At 70.7% G+C, this 20291-nt stretch carries 16 protein-coding genes; 7 read left to right on the top strand and 9 right to left on the bottom strand.

What is annotated here, in order from left to right; all coding sequences use genetic code 11:
* The first annotated feature begins 46 nt into the window (after nucleotides 1-46).
* On the top strand, nucleotides 47-679 hold the full coding sequence (locus tag AC4H2S_RS03160; protein WP_491495505.1) for a class F sortase: 633 nt from the start codon (nucleotides 47-49) through the stop codon (nucleotides 677-679).
* Here the strand turns inward: AC4H2S_RS03160 and AC4H2S_RS03155 are convergent, their stop codons facing one another.
* Both AC4H2S_RS03155 and AC4H2S_RS03150 read right to left on the bottom strand, forming a co-directional pair.
* Nucleotides 680-1486: a deoxyribonuclease IV gene (locus tag AC4H2S_RS03155; protein WP_491495504.1), complete on the bottom strand. Its 807-nt coding sequence runs from the start codon at nucleotides 1484-1486 to the stop codon at nucleotides 680-682.
* On the bottom strand, nucleotides 1483-2442 hold the full coding sequence (locus AC4H2S_RS03150; RefSeq protein WP_491495503.1) for a serine/threonine-protein kinase: 960 nt from the start codon (nucleotides 2440-2442) through the stop codon (nucleotides 1483-1485). The genes AC4H2S_RS03155 and AC4H2S_RS03150 overlap by 4 nt, the downstream gene beginning before the upstream one ends.
* A 208-nt stretch (nucleotides 2443-2650) precedes the next feature.
* Here AC4H2S_RS03150 and rpsF point away from each other — a divergent pair, with 208 nt between their 5' ends.
* The 4 genes from rpsF (at nucleotide 2651) to rplI (ending at nucleotide 4466) form a co-directional block, all read left to right on the top strand.
* Nucleotides 2651-2941 carry a 30S ribosomal protein S6 gene (gene rpsF / locus AC4H2S_RS03145; protein WP_186339658.1) on the top strand — a complete coding sequence of 97 codons (291 nt, stop codon included), beginning with the start codon at nucleotides 2651-2653 and terminating at the stop codon, nucleotides 2939-2941.
* A 124-nt stretch (nucleotides 2942-3065) separates the two neighbouring features.
* Nucleotides 3066-3674 (top strand): single-stranded DNA-binding protein, encoded by a 609-nt coding sequence (locus AC4H2S_RS03140; RefSeq protein WP_491495502.1) that lies wholly within the window; start codon nucleotides 3066-3068, stop codon nucleotides 3672-3674.
* Nucleotides 3675-3768: 94 nt separating this feature from the next.
* Nucleotides 3769-4005 (top strand): 30S ribosomal protein S18, encoded by a 237-nt coding sequence (rpsR, locus tag AC4H2S_RS03135; RefSeq protein ID WP_304799951.1) that lies wholly within the window; start codon nucleotides 3769-3771, stop codon nucleotides 4003-4005.
* 14 nt (nucleotides 4006-4019) lie between these two features.
* Nucleotides 4020-4466 carry a 50S ribosomal protein L9 gene (rplI, locus tag AC4H2S_RS03130; RefSeq protein ID WP_491495501.1) on the top strand — a complete coding sequence of 149 codons (447 nt, stop codon included), beginning with the start codon at nucleotides 4020-4022 and terminating at the stop codon, nucleotides 4464-4466.
* Nucleotides 4467-4555: 89 nt separating this feature from the next.
* On the opposite strand, the gene AC4H2S_RS03125 is transcribed toward rplI, so the two are convergent.
* The 3 genes from AC4H2S_RS03125 to AC4H2S_RS03115 all read right to left on the bottom strand — a co-directional run bounded on the left by AC4H2S_RS03125 (nucleotide 4556) and on the right by AC4H2S_RS03115 (nucleotide 11344).
* A complete protein-coding gene (locus AC4H2S_RS03125; RefSeq protein ID WP_491495500.1) occupies nucleotides 4556-4984 on the bottom strand; it encodes a DUF8738 domain-containing protein in 429 nt (142 codons plus the stop codon).
* Nucleotides 4985-5090: 106 nt separating this feature from the next.
* Nucleotides 5091-9818 (bottom strand): S8 family serine peptidase, encoded by a 4728-nt coding sequence (locus AC4H2S_RS03120; RefSeq protein WP_491495499.1) that lies wholly within the window; start codon nucleotides 9816-9818, stop codon nucleotides 5091-5093.
* A 221-nt stretch (nucleotides 9819-10039) separates the two neighbouring features.
* Nucleotides 10040-11344, bottom strand: a complete 1305-nt coding sequence (locus AC4H2S_RS03115; RefSeq protein WP_491495842.1) for an MATE family efflux transporter — start codon at nucleotides 11342-11344, stop codon at nucleotides 10040-10042.
* 663 nt (nucleotides 11345-12007) lie between these two features.
* Between AC4H2S_RS03115 and dnaB the strand changes: the two genes are divergently transcribed.
* A complete protein-coding gene (dnaB, locus tag AC4H2S_RS03110; RefSeq protein ID WP_491495498.1) occupies nucleotides 12008-13411 on the top strand; it encodes a replicative DNA helicase in 1404 nt (467 codons plus the stop codon).
* A 226-nt stretch (nucleotides 13412-13637) separates the two neighbouring features.
* On the opposite strand, the gene AC4H2S_RS03105 is transcribed toward dnaB, so the two are convergent.
* Nucleotides 13638-15077: an IS30 family transposase gene (locus AC4H2S_RS03105; RefSeq protein ID WP_491495497.1), complete on the bottom strand. Its 1440-nt coding sequence runs from the start codon at nucleotides 15075-15077 to the stop codon at nucleotides 13638-13640.
* Nucleotides 15078-15227: 150 nt separating this feature from the next.
* On the opposite strand from AC4H2S_RS03105, the gene AC4H2S_RS03100 reads away from it, so the two are divergent.
* The gene (locus AC4H2S_RS03100) at nucleotides 15228-15509 is read left to right on the top strand and encodes a DUF3892 domain-containing protein (RefSeq protein WP_491495496.1); all 282 of its coding nucleotides are present in this window, start codon (nucleotides 15228-15230) and stop codon (nucleotides 15507-15509) included.
* A gap of 293 nt (nucleotides 15510-15802) precedes the next feature.
* On the opposite strand, the gene AC4H2S_RS03095 is transcribed toward AC4H2S_RS03100, so the two are convergent.
* The 3 genes from AC4H2S_RS03095 to AC4H2S_RS03085 form a co-directional block, all read right to left on the bottom strand.
* Nucleotides 15803-16804, bottom strand: a complete 1002-nt coding sequence (locus AC4H2S_RS03095) for a DUF4268 domain-containing protein (RefSeq protein WP_491495495.1) — start codon at nucleotides 16802-16804, stop codon at nucleotides 15803-15805.
* 1324 nt (nucleotides 16805-18128) lie between these two features.
* A complete protein-coding gene (locus AC4H2S_RS03090) occupies nucleotides 18129-19004 on the bottom strand; it encodes an HDOD domain-containing protein (RefSeq protein WP_491495494.1) in 876 nt (291 codons plus the stop codon).
* Between the two features lie 79 nt (nucleotides 19005-19083).
* Nucleotides 19084-19881: a class II glutamine amidotransferase gene (locus AC4H2S_RS03085; RefSeq protein ID WP_491495493.1), complete on the bottom strand. Its 798-nt coding sequence runs from the start codon at nucleotides 19879-19881 to the stop codon at nucleotides 19084-19086.
* Nucleotides 19882-20291 lie beyond the last annotated feature (410 nt).

Below are 20291 nucleotides of genomic sequence, written 5' to 3'. Positions count from 1 at the left end.
CCGACGCTCGCGCCTGAGGTCGCGGCTGCTGGGAACGGCCGCATCCGTGCTGATCGCGGGGGGGCTGTTCCTCTTCCGCAGTGCCTACGACGACCCGGCCCTGGAGCCGGCGACCGCGACCCCCGTGGCCGCACCGTCCGTGCCGGTGCTGCAGCGACCGGCGGCGCGACCGGCACAGGCGACCGAGCAGGCGACCGGGCAGGCGGCCGCGCCTGCCCGGTCGCCCGGCGGGGTGCCGGCGGGTGGGCTGCTGCCCGAGGTGGTCGTCGTGCCCGCGCTCGACGTGCGGGCGCCGACCACACCGATCCGGACCGAGGGCGGCGCGCTGACCCCGCCGGCCGACCCTCAGCGCGTCGGCTGGTGGTCGGGTGGGGCCCGACCCGGTGCCGCCGAGGGGGCGGCCGTCGTGACCGGGCACACCGTGCACAGCGGCGGCGGTGCCTTCGACGACCTCGAGACGCTGTCCCCGGGCGACCGGGTGGTGGTGCGGTCGGGGACCGGCGAGGTGTCCTACGCCGTCGACACGGTCGAGGTGCTGAGCCGCGACGAGCTGGGCCGGCGCAGTGCCGAGCTGTTCGCGCGCTCGGGTGCGCCCCGCCTCGTCCTGGTCACCTGCGAGGACTGGGACGGCTCGGCCTACCGCAGCAACGTGGTGGTCACGGCGCTGCCCGGCGCCTGATCAGAGGTGCTCGCGGAGCCAGGCGAAGTCGGCCAGGTGCTCGCTCGCGCCGCCCGGCGTCTCGCAGATGACCGGGGCGCCCGCCTCGCGCACGACCCCGGCGAACTCGTCGGGCGGGAGGTGGCCCGCACCGAAGTTGGCGTGCCGGTCGGCGCCCGACCCGAACGCGTCGCGCGAGTCGTTGGCGTGCACGAGGTCGATGCGGCCCGTGATGGCGCGGACCCGCTCGACAGCGTCGCCGAGGTCGATCCCGCCGGCCCACGCGTGACAGGTGTCGAGGCAGAACCCGACCTGCTCCGCGCCGTCGGCCGCCGAGATCGCGTCCCACACGCCGGCGATGCGGTCGAGGTGGCGCGCCATCGCGTTGTCGCCGCCCGCGGTGTTCTCGATGAGGAGCGGGATCTTGATGTCGGTGGCCTCGATCGCCTTGCGCCAGTTGTCGAAGCCGACCGCCGGGTCGTCGCTCTTGTTGACGTGGCCGCCGTGGACGATCAGCCCCTTCGCGCCGATCTCGGCGGCGGCGTCCATGTGCTGCTGGAGCAGCTTGCGGCTCGGGATCCGGATGCGGTTGTTGGTCGTGGCGACGTTGACGATGTAGGGGGCGTGGACGTAGAGGTCGACGCCGGCGTCCTCCGCCGCCGCACGCAGGGCCGCCGGTCCGCCCTCGAAGCGCACCTCGGGGCCCTTGTAGCCCTGGGGGTCGCCGAGGAAGAACTGCACGAGGCCGGTGCCGCGTGCGACGGCCTCGGCGACGGGGTCGGCCTGCTCGACGTGGGCGCCGATCGGGAGGGTGCTGGCGGAGCTCATGCGGCCCAGCCTAGGAGGACGCACAGACACCCGGCGACCACGCCGAGCAGCGCGGCCACCGCCAGCCAGGCGGGCCAGTCCACCTCGCCGGGCGGCGCGGAGGGCGTACGTCGCGGGCGGGGCGCGGGCCCGAGACGGTCCGGCACCGGCGGGCACTCGGGCGGCGGCACCGGGAGCCGCCGGAGCAGCCGCAGCGCTGCATCGGCGGTGGCGATGCGCTGCGCGGGATCCGCGACCAGGAGCCGCTCGAGCAGCGGGCGGAGCGGGTGCGACGGGATCGCGACCTGACCGGAGGGCGGCAGTCCGGTGACCAGCTCGAGCGCGACCCGCCCGACGGAGTAGAGGTCCTGGGTCGGCTCCGGCAGCGCGCCGCGCGCCTGCTCGGGGGCCATGTAGCCATCGGTGCCGACCGCGCCCGGCACCGTGGTGAAGCGACGGTCCGCGACGGGGGCCGCGACCCCGAAGTCGGCGAGGCGCAGGTGGGGCGGCCCGGTGCCGGTGGCCTCGAGGAGCAGGTTGGCCGGCTTGACGTCGCGGTGCACCAGTCCCGCGGCGTGGACGGCGCCCAGCCCTCTCAGCAGCTGGCCGACCAGCAGCGCCGCCGTCCCCGCGTCGAGCGGGCCGTGCTCGCGCAGCAGCTCGGCCACCGAGCCGCCGGCCACCAGCTCCATCGCGAGCACGACCAGGTCGTCCTCCGCCGCCCACCCGTGCGGCGCGACGACGTGCGGGTGCCGCACCCGCACCGCCTGCTCGCGCACGAAGCGCGCCAGCAGCGCGGAGCTGTGGCGCCCCAGCACCTTGAGCGCCACGTCGTGGCCGGTGCGCAGGTCGCGGGCCCGCCAGACCGAGCCCATCCCCCCGGCGCCGACCTGGTCGAGCAGCTCGTAGCGCCCGGCCACCACGGCGGGAGTGCGTGAACGGGTCGGGGCCGGGGTCGGCGAGGGGGTCGCGGCCACCCGTCGACGCTAGCCCGGGCGGACGGTGCGCGGGGCGTCCTCCACAGCCCGGTGCGACGATTCCAGCCGCCGGGACCGTCGCTGGTAATCTGCTCCGGTTGCCTTCGGGCGACCGTGGCGTGCGACCGATGTCGCCAGCCACGAACGCACAGTCCTCCTGCCACGGAGAGCCCGTGGCCGCTCTAGCCCAGAGGAGGTGGAGACCGCTATGCGTGCCTATGAAGTGATGGTCATCCTCGACCCGAGTCTCGACGAGCGCACCATCGAGCCGTCGCTCGACAAGTACCTCAACGTGATCCGCAAGGACGGTGGCTCGATCGAGTCGCTCGACGTGTGGGGTCGTCGCCGGATGGCGTACGAGATCAAGAAGAACGCCGAGGGCATCTACGCCGTCATCACGCTGACGGCCGAGCCCGCGACGGTCAAGGAGTTCGACCGCCAGCTCACGCTGAACGAGTCGATCCTGCGCACGAAGGTCATGCGTCCCGACGCCCACTGATCGCCCTGACGGGCGTCTGTGGATAGACCCTTCCCGCTGTCGGTGAGTGCCTGTTTGATGGGCGCACCACCGGGAGCACCCGGATCAACCGGCACAGCAGCAGGACTTTCTGAGGAGACCTGACATGGCAGGCGAGACCACCATCACCGTGATCGGCAACCTCGTCGACGACCCGGAGCTGCGGTTCACCCCCTCGGGGGCCCCCGTGGCCAACTTCCGGATCGCGTCGACGCCGCGCACCTTCGACCGCCAGACCAACGAGTGGAAGGACGGCGACACGCTGTTCCTCTCCTGCGCGGTGTGGCGTCAGGCCGCGGAGAACGTCGCCGAGTCCCTCCAGCGGGGCATGCGTGTGATCGTCCAGGGTCGACTCAAGTCCCGCCAGTACGAGACCCGCGAGGGTGAGAAGCGCACCGTCTTCGAGATCGACGTCGAGGAGGTCGGCCCGTCGCTGCGCAGTGCATCGGCCAAGGTCACCAAGACGACGCGACAGGGCGGCGGTGGCGGCTACTCCGGTGGTGGCGGCGGTGGCGGCGGCTACTCGGGCGGTGGCGGGCAGCAGTCCGCGCCGGCCGACGACCCGTGGGCCAGCCCGGCACCCGCCCAGGGTGGCGGCGGCTGGGGCGGCCAGTCCCAGGGCGCCCAGCCCCAGGGTGGCGGTCAGTCCACTCCGCCCAAGGACCCGTGGGCCACGCCCGGGGTCAGCGGCGGCAACGACGAGCCCCCGTTCTGAACCGGTCCCTGATCCGGACCACCTGCACCACATTCACATTCCATTCCGTCCCTGATTGCCTTCAGGGCCGGGCTCACTGAAAGGGAGCACCACAATGGCCAAGGCAATTCTGCGCAAGCCCAAGAAGAAGGTCTGCCAGTTCTGCAAGGAGAAGGCGAGCGGTGTCGACTACAAGGACACCACGCTGCTCCGCAAGTTCATCTCCGACCGCGGCAAGATCCGCGCTCGTCGCGTGACCGGCAACTGCGTCCAGCACCAGCGCGACGTGGCCATCGCCGTCAAGAACGCGCGCGAGCTCGCCCTGCTGCCCTACACGTCCACCGGTCGCTGAGAGGAGCACGGATCATGAAGCTCATCCTGACCCAGGAGGTCGACGGACTCGGCGCTCCCGGCGACGTGGTCGAGGTCAAGGACGGCTACGGCCGCAACTACCTCGTCCCGCGTGGCCTCGGCATCCGCTGGAGCCGCGGCGGCGAGAAGACCATCGAGTCGATCAAGGCCGCCCGCACCGCCCGCGCGGTGCGCGACGAGGACCACGCCAAGGACGTCAAGGCCAAGCTCGAGGCCAACGCGGTCAACGTGAAGGTCCGTGCCGGTGAGGGCGGTCGCCTGTTCGGCGCCGTCACCACCACCGAGATCGCCGACGCGATCACCGCCGTCTCCGGCGAGAAGGTCGACCGCCGCACCATCGTGGTGGTCAACCCGATCAAGTCGCTCGGCGCCCACGAGGTGTCGGTCAAGCTGCACGACGAGGTGTCCGCCGCGGTGGCCCTCAACGTCGTCCCCGCCTGACCCGACGTACGACACAGACCACGGCCCGCCGCCCCTCCGGGGGTGGCGGGCCCGTGGTGCGTCCGGGCCGAGTCGCTACTGGCGCTGGGTCACTGCGTCGGCTCGTCGCAGCGCGCGGGGCGTCCGCCTCCACCCGCGTGGTACTCGTAGGTCCGGGTTCCCGACCGCAGGGTGATGCGCGAGCCGTCGACGAGCGCCTGCGTGTAGGACATCCCGGGCTCGGCGCAGCCGCGGCTGCCGTCTCGCCAGGTCACCTCCTCGACGGCGACCACCTCGACCGTGTCGGGATCGACCCCGAGGGAGTCGGCGAGGTCCGCGACCGCGTGGTCGACGTCCGATCCGGCCGGTGGGCGGGACGGGCCCGACGACGGGCTGGTCGAGGGGCTGGTCCAGGGACTGGAGGACGGGCTGGGGTCCACGGCTGGCTCCTCGCGATCGGGCGTTCCACCGGGCGTCCCGCACGCGGCGAGGGCCCAGGCGGCCACGAGCAGGGTGAGGCGTCGGCTGGCGGTCGTCATGGCGGTGTGACGGGCGACCCGGACGGGCCGTTCCGGCAACGACGAAGGGGCCGGCGGTGTCACCACCGCCGGCCCCTCGTCGTGTCGAGAGGTGAGGATCAGCCGATCACTTCCGGCGCACCTTGATCCTGGTCCTCTCCGTGTCGCCGAGCACAGCGGCGTCGCCGAGGTAGGCGATCCTCACCGTGATGGCGCCGACCTTCTTCGCCTTCGGCAGCGTGAGTCGGGCCTTGCCGTACTCGTCGAGCGTCAGGGTCCAGGTCCTCTTCTTCAGCGCACCCCGGACGGTGACCTGCACCGTGCCGGTCGGCGTCACCTGCGGGGCGGCCAGGCTCAGCTTGAGCGTGGCCCGCTTGCCCTTCCGGATCACCTTCGGTGCGTCCACGTCGAGGCGCGACGACACCTTCGGCGTCGGGGCGCCCGGGGCGGAGACCACCAGGTTGACCGGGTGCGAGGTGCTGGGCCGGTTGGCCGTGTCGCCGAGGTACTTCGCGGTGACCGCGATGGTGCCGGCCGTCGCGAAGCCGGTCAGCGTGGCGCTGGCCTTGCCGTCGGCGCCGACGGTGCCGGTGCCGGCCAGGCGCTCGCCGGCCCAGAACTCGACGCTGCCGGTGGCGGCCGTCTCGCCGGCGCTGAAGACCGTGGCCGTGGCCGCCGTCGTCTGGCCGGTCTCGACGCGGTCGGGGCTGAGCGACAACGCGATCTCGCTGCGCTCCGCGGCGCCCTCGACCACGACCGTGGTGCCGGCCGACGCGGGCTTGGCGCCCGGGTCGTCCGTCGTGTGCACGGCCTCGTTCACCAGCTGCCGGCGCTCGTGGACGTCGCCGTCCACGGTGACCTGGTAGGTGAAGCTCGCGCCGTCGGCGTCGGGGGCCGAGTAGGTGGCGCACACCGCGAGGTCGTCCTCGAGCACGGTCGACGCGTCGTCCAGGTTGACGAGCGCGGCGCCGGCCGTGCCGTCGGCGTTCTCGGTGCCGATGGTCACGCCGTCGAGGATCTCGCCCGCCTCGATGTTGTCGTAGACGAACACCAGGTCGTTGCTGCCGGCCGTGGCGATGACCTGCATGTCGAGCGAGCCGGCCGCGCCCTCCTCGTCGTCGTAGAGGCGCATGCCGTCGTACTCCACGATGGCGATGTCGCCGGGCTCGAACACCCCGTCGGCGCCCGCCGTGCTGGCCAGCGTGACCCCGGCGCCCGACGCGGCGTCGTAACGCAGCTCCATGTCCTGCCAGAGCAGCGCGGCCAGGTTGTTGGGCTTGGCCGCGGAGGGAACGGCCTGCGGGACCCACGGCGTGCCGCCGTAGCCGTCGCCGTAGACGAGGAACCCGTCATCGGAGAACCTCAGGCCGCGGTAGGAGTTGCCGGAGAACCCGAACGTCCCGCCCGAGAAGGCGGAGAACGTCTTGCTGTCGCCGACAACGGTGTCGAGTGGCTCGATGTCGAGGGAGGCGAGGTCGAGGTAGCCCGGCTCGCACGCCTGGGGGTCGTCGGCGCTCGTGGTGAACGTGTAGCTGCCCTCGTCGCCGTAGGTCGAGGCGAGGGTGCCTTCCCACGAGACCGTGCCGTCGGCGACGGTGGCGCCGCCGGTGGCGGAGCCCTCGACGTACGTCGTCCCCTTCGGGACCGTGGCGGTGACGGAGTAGGCGAGGTCCTCGCGGGTGACGTTGGGCGCGGCCTCGACGGTGTAGGTGATGGTGTCGCCCGGTGCCGCGGTGGCGACGTCCGCGGTGACGCTCACGTCGTCGGCGACGCGCTCGGTGGTCACCGGCACGACACCGATGTCACCGCGGCTGGCCGGCGAGGTGCCGAGGCTGAGCGTGCCGTGCCAGGTCTCCCCGGCGTCCATCTCGCTCTCGTCCCAGAAGGTGCGGATCGAGAACGGGGTGGCGGCGGGCACCGCGCCCGTGGGGCCCTCGGCGCGCAGGTTGCCCTGGTCGCCGGCGACCACGGCGGTCACCAGGTCGGTGGTGTCGCTGGCACCGGCGGTGGAGGCCTCCCAGTTCTGCACCAGGACCCAGTAGGTGCCCGGCGCGGGGTTGGCGAGCTCGATGCGCTCGCTGGAGCCCGCGCTCGCGCTCATGTCGACGACGTTGGCCTCGGCCACCTCGCCGGTGCCGACGAAGAGGTCGAAGTCGGGCGCGGTCGGGTCCTCGAGGGCGGCGATGAGGCTCGTGGCGCCCGCAGGCACCTCGAGCATCTCGACGTGCGTGCCGTTGCCGTCGAACGCGTCGGTGTTGGTGGTGTCCTCGACGATGGAGAGCTCCACGCGGTCCTCGGGCACCAGGCCGCTCGCGTCGACCTGCAGGTCCGTGACGGCGATGGCCTCGATGCCCTTCGCCACCTGCGATCCGGCGTCACGACGGGTCGTGACGTCGATCGAGGTGGGCAGCACGCCTGCCGAGGGCAGGACGCCCACGGGGAGGTGGGCCACCGGGGCCTCCGAACCGGCGGGCGGCGTCAGCACCAGGGTGCCGAAGAGCCACGTGTCGGTGCGGGTGCCGGGGTCGACGGTCGCGGTGACGGTCACGTCGGCGGTGCCGCCGTCGGTCAGCGCGATGGAGTCGACGTCGGTGGAGAGGGTCACGCCCTCGGAGAGGTTCTCTACCGAGACGTCCCACGTGCCGACGCCGGTCGAGGTGCCGGTGAAGGTGCGGGTCCACCCGCACGTCTGGAGGCACTCGTCGTCCGCCATGCTCGCAGTGTTGAGCGTGCGGACGTCGCCGCCCGTGGCGGGGTTGGCGGCCTCGTAGCCGGCGAGGGTCTCGTCGAGGACCAGGCCGGCCTTGGCGGCGCGGCGCAGCTCGATGCGGCCGGAGCCCATGTCGAGCCAGTCGGCGTCGGTGCCGTCGGAGTCGGTGATGTCGCGCTCGGCGGTGGTCATCAGCGCCGACTGCGCCTCGGCCGGGGTCCACCGGTCCTCCGCGTCGAGGTCGAGCTGCATGCCCACGAGCAGCGCGAGCGCGCCGGCCGTGTGCGGGCTGGCCATGGACGTGCCGGAGATGAACTCCCAGACGACCTCGTTGCGCGCGCCGGCCGCGGCGAGGATGTCCACACCGGGCGCCGAGACGGACGGGCTGATCGAGGACATCGCCCGGTTGGGCCCGCGGCTGGAGAAGGCGGCCATGACGTCGCCGTTGGTGTCGTCGACGTCCGCGGTGGCGCCGGAGAGCGCTGCCTCGGTGCCGGGGTGGGCGGCCAGGAACGCCTTGAGCGCCTGCCCGTCGGCGTGGGTGATGTGCGCGGTGGGCAGCGCGTGGGCGTCACCGTTGAGCGAGGCGCCGCTGGCGGCGTCGTTGACGAGGATCATGCCCTCGGCACCGAGCGCGGCGACGTTGTCGCCCTTCTCCACGCGGCCGTTGCCGCCGCGGTCGCAGACGACGATCTTGCCCGTGAGGTCGGTGCCCGGAGGGAAGGTGGTGCCGGTGCCGGGCGCCTCGTCGCTCGGGGCTCCGCACCTGGCGTTGCCGTAGGGCGCCGCCGCGGCGAGGACGACGGGGAACGAGCCGTCGGTGGCGCCGGAGAGTCCCGCGCCGGCGATGTCCGGCAGGGTCGCCTCGTCGGGGGCGGTGATGTCGACGACCGAGGAGACGTACGTGCGGTCGTGGGTGGTCGCGCCGACCGTCGTCATCCACGGCACGTCGCCGGGGCTGCCGAGGGTGGAGGCGCCGGGGCCGTCGTTGCCGGCGGAGGTGGCGACGTGGATGCCGGCGGCACGCGCGTTGAGGAACGCGATGGCGTCGGGGTCGGTCCACGCGGCGGAAGGGGCGCTCGAGCCGATCGAGTAGTTGATCACGTCGACCTCGTCGATGATCGCCTGCTCGATGGAGGCGAGGATCGAGTAGCCCTGGCAGCCGCCGTCGCAGACGTCGTAGCCGATGATGGTGGCGTGGGGCGCGACGCCCTTGATGGTGGAGGTCACCGAGAACTCGTGCTCGGTGCCCTTCGCCGAGTAGGCCGTCGCCTCGACCTGGTTGCCGGCGGTGGTGCTGCCGGTGTGGCTGCCGTGGCCGTCGTCGTCGTAGGGGTCGTCCTTCGGGTTGCCGCCGGCGCCCGGGTTCTCGAAGTTGTAGTAGCCGATCAGCTTGTCGTTGCACCCCCAGTCCTCGACGTACTGCTGGGTGTTGGCCGGGTCGCACATGCCGAGGTAGTTGCCGGCGCCGAGCGGGTTGGTGTGGTCGTAGCCGTCACCGCCGTCCTCGGGGGGCACCACGTCGGCGAAGGACGGGTTGGCCGGGTTGAGGCCGGAGTCGAGGATGCCGACGATCACGCCCTCGCCCTTGTTGCCCTGGTAGGCCTCGGGGACCTCGGTGCCGTCCCAGATGCTCGGGGCGCCGATCCACTCCGGGCCCTTGTCGGTGGTGAGCTCGCGCTCGAAGTCGACCTGGACGGCCGCGACGCCGTCGATGCGGGCCACCTTCGACGCCTCGGCGCGGGTCAGCTTGACCGCGATGCCGTTGATGGCCTCGGTGTAGCGGTAGAGCACCTCGGTGCTGCCGCCGGCGATCCGGGAGATCGAGGAGACCAGCTCGGCCTGCTCCGCCTTCAGCTCGCGCCGGTAGGCGGCCTCCGACCGGGCGGTGGTGTCGCCGCGGGCCTCCGCGACCTCGCGGGTCGGCACGGCCGGGCTGTCGAGCTGGACGATGTACGTCTCGGGCCTGGTGCCGGTGCCCAGCTCGAGCACCGTCCCCTTCTCGAGGGAGCCGGCCGGAGTGGCCTTCTCCGGCCGGAGGTCGCCGGGGGCGGTGTCGGCTGCCGTGGCAGCCGTCCCCCAGGGCACGAGCAGGGCGGCAGCGACGCTGGTGGCAGCGGCGGCCGCGATGGTGCGACGGATCACGCGGGATCTCCCGTTCGATGACATGGCCCGGTCCGCGCGACGAGACGCCCCGAGACGGTGCGCGGACGGACGGGCGGGTGGGGGGGTAACAGGAGTATCTGAGGCCACACGCGTATCACGTGTCAACGGCGACATCCGCTGAAGGGCGTCCCGTAACTCAGACGTAACTCGGGAAGGTGTCCGGAGCCCGTGGGACCGGGCGATCACGGCCCGGCGCCGGGTCAGCGGGTCGCGGCCGCTCCGGTGATCATCCAGCGGTCGCCGCGGGCCCGCCAGGCGAGCAGCACCCCGCGCGCTCCCATGAAGACGACCGTCATCGCCGCCCAGACGGCGACCAGGCCGTGGGGGAGGGTGGCCGCCCACAGCGCGGCGGGGGCGTACGCCGCCAGCACCACCATGCCGGCCCACGCGAGATAGGCGCCGTCGCCGGCGCCGATGAGCACACCGTCGAGGACGAAGACCAGGCCCGCCACGGGCTGGCCGAGCGCGGCCACGAGCAGCACGGGCACCAGCAGGTCGCGCACCGCCGGGTCCGGGGTGAAGAGCACGCCGACGAAGGGGGCCACCGCCGCGAGCGCCAGTCCCGCGACGACGCCGCTGCCCCAGCCCCACCGCACCATGCGCCGGGTGAGTCGGCGGGTGCTCTCGACGTCGCCACTGCCGAGCGCCCGCCCGGTGAGGGCCTGGGCCGCGATCGCGATGGCGTCGAGGCCGAAGGCGAGGAAGGTCCACAGCGTGATGGCGATCTGGTGGGTGGCGACGTTGACGTCGCTCGGCCCCGTGCCGACCCGGGTGACCGCGTAGGTGCCGACGAGCAGGCAGGCCCGCAGCGCGACGGTGCGGATGACGAGCGCAACGGCGGCGTGCGCGGCCGCGAGGATGCCGGCGCGGTCGGGGGTCAGCGGCGCCTCGTGCTCACGCGCGGCGCGGACCACGACGACCAGGAACCACACCGCGCTGATCACCTGGGCGAGCACGGAGCCGATCGCCGACCCGGCGATCCCGAGGTCGAGGCCGTAGACGAGGACGATGTTGAGGACGATGTTGAGCCCGTTGCCGACCACGGCGACCAGCAGCGGCGTACGCGTGTCCTGCAGGCCGCGGAGCACACCCGTCGCGGCCAGCATCACCAGCAGCGGCGTGGTGCCGAGGAAGGCGATGCGCAGGTAGGTCTCGGCGTGCCCGGCGACCTCGGCGCCGGTGTCGAAGGCGCCCACGAGGGCCGGGGTGAGCGCGACGCCCCCGACGGTGGCGAGGACGCCGATGAGCACCGCGAGCCAGATCCCGTCGATCCCCTGGGCGAGCGCGGCCCGGAGGTCACCGGCGCCGAGGTGGCGCGCGACGCTCGCCGTCGTGCCGTAGGCGAGGAACACGCACAGCCCGACCACCGTCTGCAGCACCACCGCGGCGACCCCGAGGCCGGCGAGCTCGGGGGTGCCGAGGTGGCCCACGATGGCGGCGTCGGAGAGCAGGAAGAGCGGCTCGGCCACGAGCGCGAGGAAGGCGGGGACCGCCAGCCGCAGGATCTCCCGGTCGGTCCTGCGGGCCGTCTCCCGGGCCGTCTCCCCGGCTGTCTCCTGGGCCGCGTCCGGGCCTGTCCCGCGACCACGCTCCGGGCCTGGCTCAGGGGTTGACTCCGGGTGGGGGGCCGTCACGGACCCAGCCTAGGAACCCCGCGGCCCGGGCGTCGGCCGGGGCCCCGGGCACGGTGCTGTGCCGTCGTCCATAGTTCATTGGGACTACCTGTGCATGGCCGTGTGGATGACGGCGTGGAGGCGGTCGTCGGGGTAGGGGGACGGTCGAGCGGCGGGCATCTTCCAGATGTCGGACAGATGAACGGTCCCGGGGGCAACAAATTTTCCCTCCACAGGGTGTGCGACGCGTTTGTGCAGGTCAGGGCGCTGAACGGGGGTGATTGTCCACCTGTCTCCACAGCCTGCTCCACGGCGTCCACGCGTGGCCCCGCGTGTCGTCCACCCCGTTGCCCAGCTTCTCCACAGGCCCTGTGGATAACTCGGCGTCGTCGGCTTCCCTCGGGACCCCGCGAGGACGTACGGTCCTGCGCGGGCCAGTGAGTGAACGACTGGTGGACCCGGGTGCGAGCGCGCCGTCAGCGACGAGGTCGTCGATGTCGGAGGTCGTCCCTACCGTCATGGTCGACGGACCCGAGCGAGAAGGAGGGAGCACCGGTGAGCGTCACCTTCGAGGGGGACACCGACGAGGCCTGGGGCGACGGCCCGGCGGCCTACGAGCCCGGTGCCTCTCCCCGCTCGCCGGGCGACCGGACGCCCCCGCAGGACAACGCTGCGGAGCAGAGCGTGCTCGGCTCGATGCTGCTGTCCAAGGACGCCATCGCCGACGTCGTCGACGTGATCAAGGGCGTCGACTACTACCGCCCGGCCCACGAGGTGATCCACGACGCGATCATCGACCTCTACGGTCGCGGCGAGCCGGCCGACCCGATCACGGTGGCGGCCGAGCTGGTCAAGCGCGGCGAGCTGCAGCGCATCGGCGGCGCCCCCTACCTCCACACCCTGTCGGCCAACGTGCCGATCGCGGCCAACGCCGGCTACTACGCCGAGATCGTGCGCGACAAGGCGATCCTGCGCCGCCTGGTCGAGGCCGGCACCCGCATCGCCGCCCTGGGCTATGCCGGCGAGGGCGAGATCGACGACGTCGTCGACCACGCGCAGGCGGAGGTCTACAAGGTCACCGACCGCCGGGCGAGCGTCGACTACGCCCCGCTGAGCGACATCATGAGCGGCGTCCTCGACGAGATCGAGGCCATCGGCAATCGCGAGGCTGGCCTCTACGGCGTGCCCACCGGCTTCGCCGACCTCGACGACCTGACCAACGGCCTGCACTCCGGCCAGATGATCATCGTCGCGGCCCGACCTGCCATGGGCAAGTCGACGCTGGCGCTCGACTTCTGCCGCGCGGCGTCGATCCACAACAACCTGACCAGCTGCTTCTTCAGCCTCGAGATGACGCGCTCGGAGATCATGATGCGCCTGCTCTCCGCGGAGGCGAAGGTGCCGCTCAACCACATCCGCAACGGCACGATGCGCGACGACGACTGGGAGAAGCTCGCCCGCAAGATGGGCCAGGTCTCCGGTGCGCCGATGTTCATCGACGACAGCCCCAACATGACGATGATGGAGATCCGGGCCAAGGCCCGGCGGCTCAAGCAGCGCCACGACCTCAAGCTCATCGTGATCGACTACATGCAGCTGATGAGCTCGGGCAAGAAGGTCGAGTCCCGCCAGCTCGAGGTCTCGGAGTTCTCCCGCAACATCAAGCTCCTCGCCAAGGAGCTCGAGCTGCCGATCATCGCGCTGTCCCAGCTCAATCGTGGTCCCGAGCAGCGTGGTGACAAGCGCCCGATGATGAGCGACCTGCGTGAGTCCGGCTCGCTGGAGCAGGACGCCGACATGGTCATCCTGCTCCACCGCGACGACGTCTACGAGAAGGAGTCGACCCGCCCCGGCGAGGCCGACCTCATCGTGGCCAAGCACCGCAACGGTCCCACCCGCGACCTCACCGTCGCGTTCCAGGGCCACTACTCCCGCTTCGTTGACATGGCCCAGGGCTGAGTGGGACGGCCGGGACGAAGTGACAATTCGCGTGTCATGTCAGGTTCGAAGCGGTCCCGACCAGGTTGCGACACCCGCGTAAGCCATAGATGTCTCAATGACTCTTACGAAAGGCGGTGCGCCACGTGGAGGTGTCGGCAGCGCTGAGTACGGTGCTCGCGTCCCCCGGATGACCGCTCGTCTGAAGTGGATCGCAGAAAAGTGTCGGGACGGGCGCTGGGCGAGTTCAACCGGTGGATGCAACACCGGGTTGTTGAAGGGAGCGTAGTTGCTCCTCGAAGACCTCAGCTGGCGTCTTCCAATCGAGGATCTTGCGGGGCCGGTTGTTGAGCGCGTGAGCGACGGCCTCGAGGTCCTCGGCGGACCAGCGGGACAGGTCGGTGCCCTTGGGGAAGTACTGGCGCAGCAAGCCGTTGGTGTTCTCGTTGGTCGGCCGCTGCCATGGGGAATGGGGGTCGGCGAAGAACACCGGGGTGCCTGTCGCCAACGCGAACAGCGCATGACCCGAGAGCTCCTTCCCGCGATCCCACGTCAGCGTCTTGCGTAGTTGTTCGGGCAACTTCGTCATCGACGCCGTCAGCGCTGCGTTCATCGCGACGGCCCCGTAGCCGCCCAGCGATGGCCCGTTCTTCACGTACGGCTTCTCGCCCCAGCCCTCCAGTCGTGGCAGGTGCACCAGGAGCGTCGAGCGGCTGCTGCGCTCCACGAGCGTGCCGATCGCTGAGCGGCCCGTGCCGATGATCAGGTCGCCTTCCCAGTGGCCGGGTACGGCGCGGTCCTCGGCCTCGGCGGGGCGCTCGCTGAGGACCACGTCAGCGCTTACGTGCCCTTGCGCCTTGTTCCGCGTCCGGGACCTCGGCTCACGCAACGCGCGCCCCGTGCGCAGACACGCGACCAACTCGCGTTTGAGCGCACCACGGCCCTCGATGTACAGCGACTGGTAGATCGCCTCGTGGCTGATGCGCATGGACTCATCATCGGGGAACTCGACCTTCAGGCGCTGGGCGATCTGCTCCGGGCTCCACGCCGTCGACCACCTTCTGTCTTGGCGATGCGGCTTGTTCAGCCCCTTCCACGGCGGCGGTGTCGGACCCGCCACGATCGTGCCGTCCGGGCGGCGGACGTTGCCGGCGAGCCGATCCTGCACGTACTCACCCAACCGTTCGTTGGTCACGAGCTTCGCGGTCTTGGGACGCTTCGCCGCCTGCTGGGCCTTCCACTGCGCCACGCCAGCGCGGTACTCCTGCTTGCCGCCACGAGTCGCGGCATTGCGGCGTAGTTCGCGTGAAACGGTCCCAGGGTCACGCCCGATCGCACGGGCGATCTCGCGCACGCCCTTGTCTTTGGCGCGCAGGATCGCGATCTCCTCGCGTTCCTCGAAGGTCAGAAAGCGGCCAGTGGGCTCGGCCAGCGAGATCGGCGGCATGCCGCCAGCGTGACGAAACCAGCGAGCACCGACCGGCCACGACACACCCACGGTCATCGACGCCTCCACCGTCGTGACACCCGTGGCGATCTCTCGCCAGAACTGCCGCTGCACCACCCGCGAGGGATCCGGTCGCCCGGGCGAGCGCATCGCCGGCCTCAGCGCCCGATCAGCACGCCACTGCCGACGAAGCTCCTCGGGCGCATCGCTGGTCTTCTTGCTCCAGTCGCTCGTCGCCATCCTCGAACACCTCCGAAGTCAAGGTGTTGCGACGACCGGTTGAATCCGCCCTGGAACGCCCGTTCCGATTGAGGCTGCTAGGCAACCGGTAATGCGTCGCGAGCCTACGGCCTCACTTATCCATCAACAAGATGAAGAGGAGGGGCTGTCATGGCTATACGCATCACCAACATCAGGCTCTCCGGAGGGACAAGCCACGAGCACATCGTTCGTCTCTGGTGGACCAACCCTGGCACCGGCGAGCGCGGTGACCACAGCCGAGCGGAGATTGTTCGGTGGATCGAAGTAGACAAGGGTCATGCCTACGTCGAGCAGGTGGCGAATCAAATGGCGACGGTCGGGGTTGTAGACCCCAAGGTCGGTGCCAAGTACCTGCGGACGTATGCCGATGGCCAGTGGAACAACAATCTGTTGGCCTTGCCGCACAAGTAGGACTGTCATCAGACTGGTGGGGTCGGTGGGTGATTGCTGGCCCACCACCGGTGGGTCAACAGAGGTGGGACCGGTAGGGGATTTGGCTCAAGCGCTGTGCGGCAATGAGGTGCTAGAGCCGACGCGATGGGTCAGCGACGCTGCGAGGATGTGGGTGCAATCCGCAGGGGTCCGGTCCGGTGGTCGTGAAGCAGTCCCGGCTGACTTCGGCCTCCCCTGTCGCCCTCCACGGGCTCCGGCGTCGCTGTGCTGTGCCCTAGCGAGTCGGTGACGAACGCCGGGTGGCACCGCGGTCAGTCTTCGTGGTCCTCGGTGGTGCCGTGCGCGGTGACGTCCTTCAAGCCGCCAATGGCTGCGAAGGCGGCGCGCAAGCGTTCTTGTGCGTCGATGAGCCAATTGGTCATGGCGGTCCACTGCGTGTGGTCGTCCAGTTCGGTGAACCCCGAGACGAGGTAGACGCGTGAGGCTTTGCGGCCCTCCATCGGGTCCCAGGTGGCGGTTGCCCCGAGGGCACCCTCGAACTGTTCCTTGGCCGCGTACAGGGCGTTGAACCGGGCAGTCGCCAGTCCTGGGTCGGCTGCCTGGAAGTAGATCTGGGAGATGAGTCCCTCCTTGGTCCATCCCATGGAGCCGGTAACGCCGGGAAGCCCGAATGTGGTGTCGCAGTAGGAGGCGCTGGTGGTCTTGCCGCGTGTCCAGTTGGGGTGCTTGGCCCGCACCGCGGTGAGTACTTGGTCCCAGAAGTCGTAATAGAGGGCGCCCTTGGCGCTGGCCTTGGCGCCGGGTGAGGAGGTGGCCTTCTTGACGTGCTTCTCCCAGTCGTTGGGTTGGGCAACGAGTTCGAAGTTGGGGGCTGGCTCGGAGTCGCCGATGCGGACGACGTGGATGACGACACCGAAGACGCGGGTGTTCTCGTCGGTGCGTTGGTTCAGCCAGTCGATGGCAGCGCGGTGTTCGGGACGGAAGCCGGTCGTGACCCACACGATGGTGGTGGGATCGGTGCCTGCGGCGTAGGTGATGATCTGTCCGAGGTGGGTGTGGTCGGAGACTTCGAGTTGGTTCTCGACAATCACAGTCTCGCCAGTGGCTTCGTCGTAGCCCTTAAGGTCGAGGCTGAACCCACCGACCGGGTGCTCGGCGACTTCGAGGACGAGGTCCATGCCGAGCAGATCGCTGAGGACGTCCACGTTCGCGAGGAGCCAGGGAGTGAAGTCGTGCGCTTCGTGCGGCCACACGTTTCGGGCGGCCACTGTGGTCAGGCGCCCCAGGTTGGGGGCGGTCACGATGTGGTTCATGGCTCGTCCTTGATCGTGCGTTGGCATGCTGTTTGCAGGTGGTCGCCGGATTCGCCCGATCTCTCGGGCGTCGTGTTGGAATCATGGCCCATGGGCGGCTGAGTGGGCGAAGATTACGGGGTTGCGTCGGCTCTTGCGTCGGCGTAGCGGGCGCGCAGCGTGGCCAGTGAGGTTTTGCCATCGCGAACCGCAGAGCGGCGTGCTGGTCGAACAGCACAACGGGGTCCGCGGCGCTTTCTGGCAGCAACGTTGTGATGGGAAGGGCACTGTCGTGCGTGCTCGTCATGGGTTGATTATCGGCGCCGGCGCGTGCTTGCAAAGCCAGCCGGAGGGTGGCCGTACTGCCCGCGGGGTGCTGGCCGAGATCCGACGGGACATCGTGACACGGACTTGCGCCCGCGCGGCCCTCCCTCAAAGGCTTCGACGTCGCTTCGCTTGGTAGGCGCGCTGGAGGAGTTTGAGGTGGTCGAGCCGGTACCAGCGACGACCATTCGCCGTCTCGCTAGGGAGGCGTCCCGGGCGCCCGCGCGTTTGCCCCCGTGCGAGTCAACCCCATGACGGCTGCGGCCTCTGTTGAGGAGAGCCAGGCGTGGTCGCCGTCGGGTGGTAGCGGCCCCCGCGGGGTGATCTCGCCTGCTGACTCCAGCGGCATGTCGGGCGTCCCGGTAGGCGATGATCTCCGCACGGTTCAGAGTGGGCCGCTGCTGACGCTTGTCCAGATCGCCGCGGCGGAGCATCGTCGGGATGGCGGAGATGTGAACGTTGAGGATTCGGCACTGCCCTCGCGGGCCGTGATTCAGTCATCCGACATGACGAGCACGGTAGTGAAACTGGCTGGCGGGCGCCCCCACCCATCCACAGATGCTCGAACGTTTGGCTAGGCCCCGGGGAGCAACTTCGAAAAGTCGCTCCCCCGCTTGCCGCGCGGCAACACTTGTAAGTGTGGCGGGCAGCAGGGTCCGGCGTTCACTCGCTTGCCTTTCCTGCACGGGAGTCCTGTGCCGTGCTGCGAGCCGTCGGACCCCAGTTCCGGCGGCGGTGACTGGTCGTCACTTGAAGTCCCCCCGTGTGCGTGCCAATGGCCCCGCGCCGTGATCTGCGTTGGCGCGAGGGTAGGAATGACGCCGGCGTCTAGTCCCACGATCGGCCAAGCCCGGCTGGAGCCGTGCGCCACCCCGAACCGCTCACAAGCCCATCCCAGCGACCCAAACCCACAATCCGGAGTAAAGGTCACAAGCGCGGCGGCGTTGACGACCCACCCGAGCTGAATGACATGTCACTCTGCACCGGACGTCTCACGGGTGCTGCGACGGCGTCAGCGGGCTCAGCAGCTGTAGCGGTCGGCCACCTCGTCGAAGCGCGCGCTCGAGGTCGCCACGATCTCCTGGTAGCCGCGGTCGTCGAGCCTCAGGATCTCCAGCAGGGGCGCGACATCGTGGCGCGGGGCCAGCCGGCTCTCGAGCTCGTCCTGGTCCGTGTCCCGGGTGGTGATCTCGAACGACATCGCGCACGCCAGGGCCACGGCGGCACTGACGGCGGACAGGTCCTCGTGCGCCTCGTGGTGGTCGCGGATGCCGTCGACGATCGTCAGCGGGAGTCCCCACGCCTCGGCGACCGCGGCGCCGATGTCGGCGTGGGTGAGTCCGAAGACCACCCGCTCGGTCTCGATCAGGTCCTGGCCGTCGGTGGCGGCGGCCAGGGCCAGTGAGTCCAGGATCTGCTTGCCGAAGTGCCGGGACAGGACGACCATGCCGAAGTCGTGCAGCATCGCGGCGGTCCCCGCCTCCGCCGGGACCGGGACCCGGGCGCGGGAGCGGATCACCTCGGCCGCGATCGACGCGGCCACCGAGCGCTCCCAGAGCGCGCCCGGCTTGAGGCCGTACGCCGGCAGCGCCGGCAGCATCCTGCCGCCGACGCGCGAGGCCAGGGTCAGTGACAGCAGCGTGCTCGAGCCGAGCCGCACCACGGCGTCACGCACCGTCGTGATGTTGGCGCGGTGGCCGAGCGCCACCGAGTTGGCCCGGCGCAGCACGTCCGCGGTCAGCGAGACGTCGAGGGACACCGTGTCGCTGATCTCGCGGATGTCGGAGTCCGGGTCCGCGACCAGCGTGGCCAGTCGGGCGATGGTGTGGGGAAGGGGTTCGACGGACTCGGCGGCGGCCAACAGGTCCGCCGGGTCCACGAGCGGTGCGGTGGTCACGTCGTCCCGATCGGCACGCCGGCGCGCGACCTGAGGAATCGGGACAGCCGAAAAGCCGCCTCCGACGTGGCGGGCCGGCTCAGGGTGCGATCGGGCGGAACGGGTGGACTTCCTCCACACCGGCGCGCATGATGAGCAGCGCCGACTCCGGGATCTCGCGCCACATCCCGACCAGCTTGCCGAGCGGCTCGGAGGCCACGATCCGGGAGTCCGCGGAGAGGTGGTGGAGCACGGGGTGGTCGGGATGCTGCTGCTTGATCGTCTCGAGGTCGGTGCTGTGGAACAGCGACCGGGCGTGCCCGTCACTCGAGTAGCGGAACGCCCACGTGGTCTCGCCGTCCGTGGTGGCCACCGTCATCTGGAGCGGGTGCGCGACGCCGTGCCGACGCCCCGTCTGCTCGATGAGTGCGACGGCGCGGGCGACCGCTGCCGGGGGGTCGTCCTCGAGGCCGAAGGTCAGGGCGAGGTAGAAGAAGATCTCGGTGTCGCTCGACCCGGCGATCAGCGGGAAGAGGTCGGGGTCGACCGCGAGCGTCAGGTCACGCTTGACCTGGGAGAAGGAGGCGATGCCTCCGTTGTGCATCCACAACCAGCGGCCGTGGCGGAAGGGGTGGCAGTTGGTCTGCTGCACCGGGGTGCCCGAGGTCGCCCGGACGTGCGCGAAGAACCGGGTCGACTCGACCTCTGCGGCGATCTCGCGCAGGTTGAGGTCGTTCCAGGCCGGCTCGATGCTGCGGTACCGACCGGGTGTGCCCGCCGTGCCGTACCAGCCGACGCCGAACCCGTCGCCGTTGACGACTTCGGCGCCCATCTCGGATCGCTTGCTCTGCACGACGAGCGAGTTGGTGGGTTTGAAGAGCAGGTCCTCCAGCAGCAACGGAGAACCTGAGTACGCCAGCCAGCGACACATGCCTGCTCCTCTCCCTCTTCCGCACGATAGGTCGATGCGGCAGCGCTGCCCAGAGGCGTGGTGCCCGTGCTCCTGCGCATGCGGACCGGAGGCGTCGCCGGCGGTCGAGTGCGGTCCGACCGGTCTCGGTGAGACCACCCACGTCCGCGCCCTGGCCTGCCGCTTCTCCTCGTGGGTCCGGTCGTCGTCGGCTTCCACGGCACGGCTCGATGGCTCTCTTGTGCCACGATCGACCGGTGCCGGCCTGATTCAAAGGCCTCGCGCTTGACTCGGTCGACCATCGACACTCGCAGAGTGGTGGTCCGCTGCTCTCGGCGACCGGACGACGTGCACCCGCGCGACGATGGCTGGACCCGGCCGGCGGCGTGGCCGGTGCC

The organism is Nocardioides sp. Z13_37 (genome assembly GCF_058355585.1).
The sequence above is the reverse complement of the archived record's forward strand: the minus strand, read 5'-3'. Positions and strand labels throughout refer to the sequence as shown.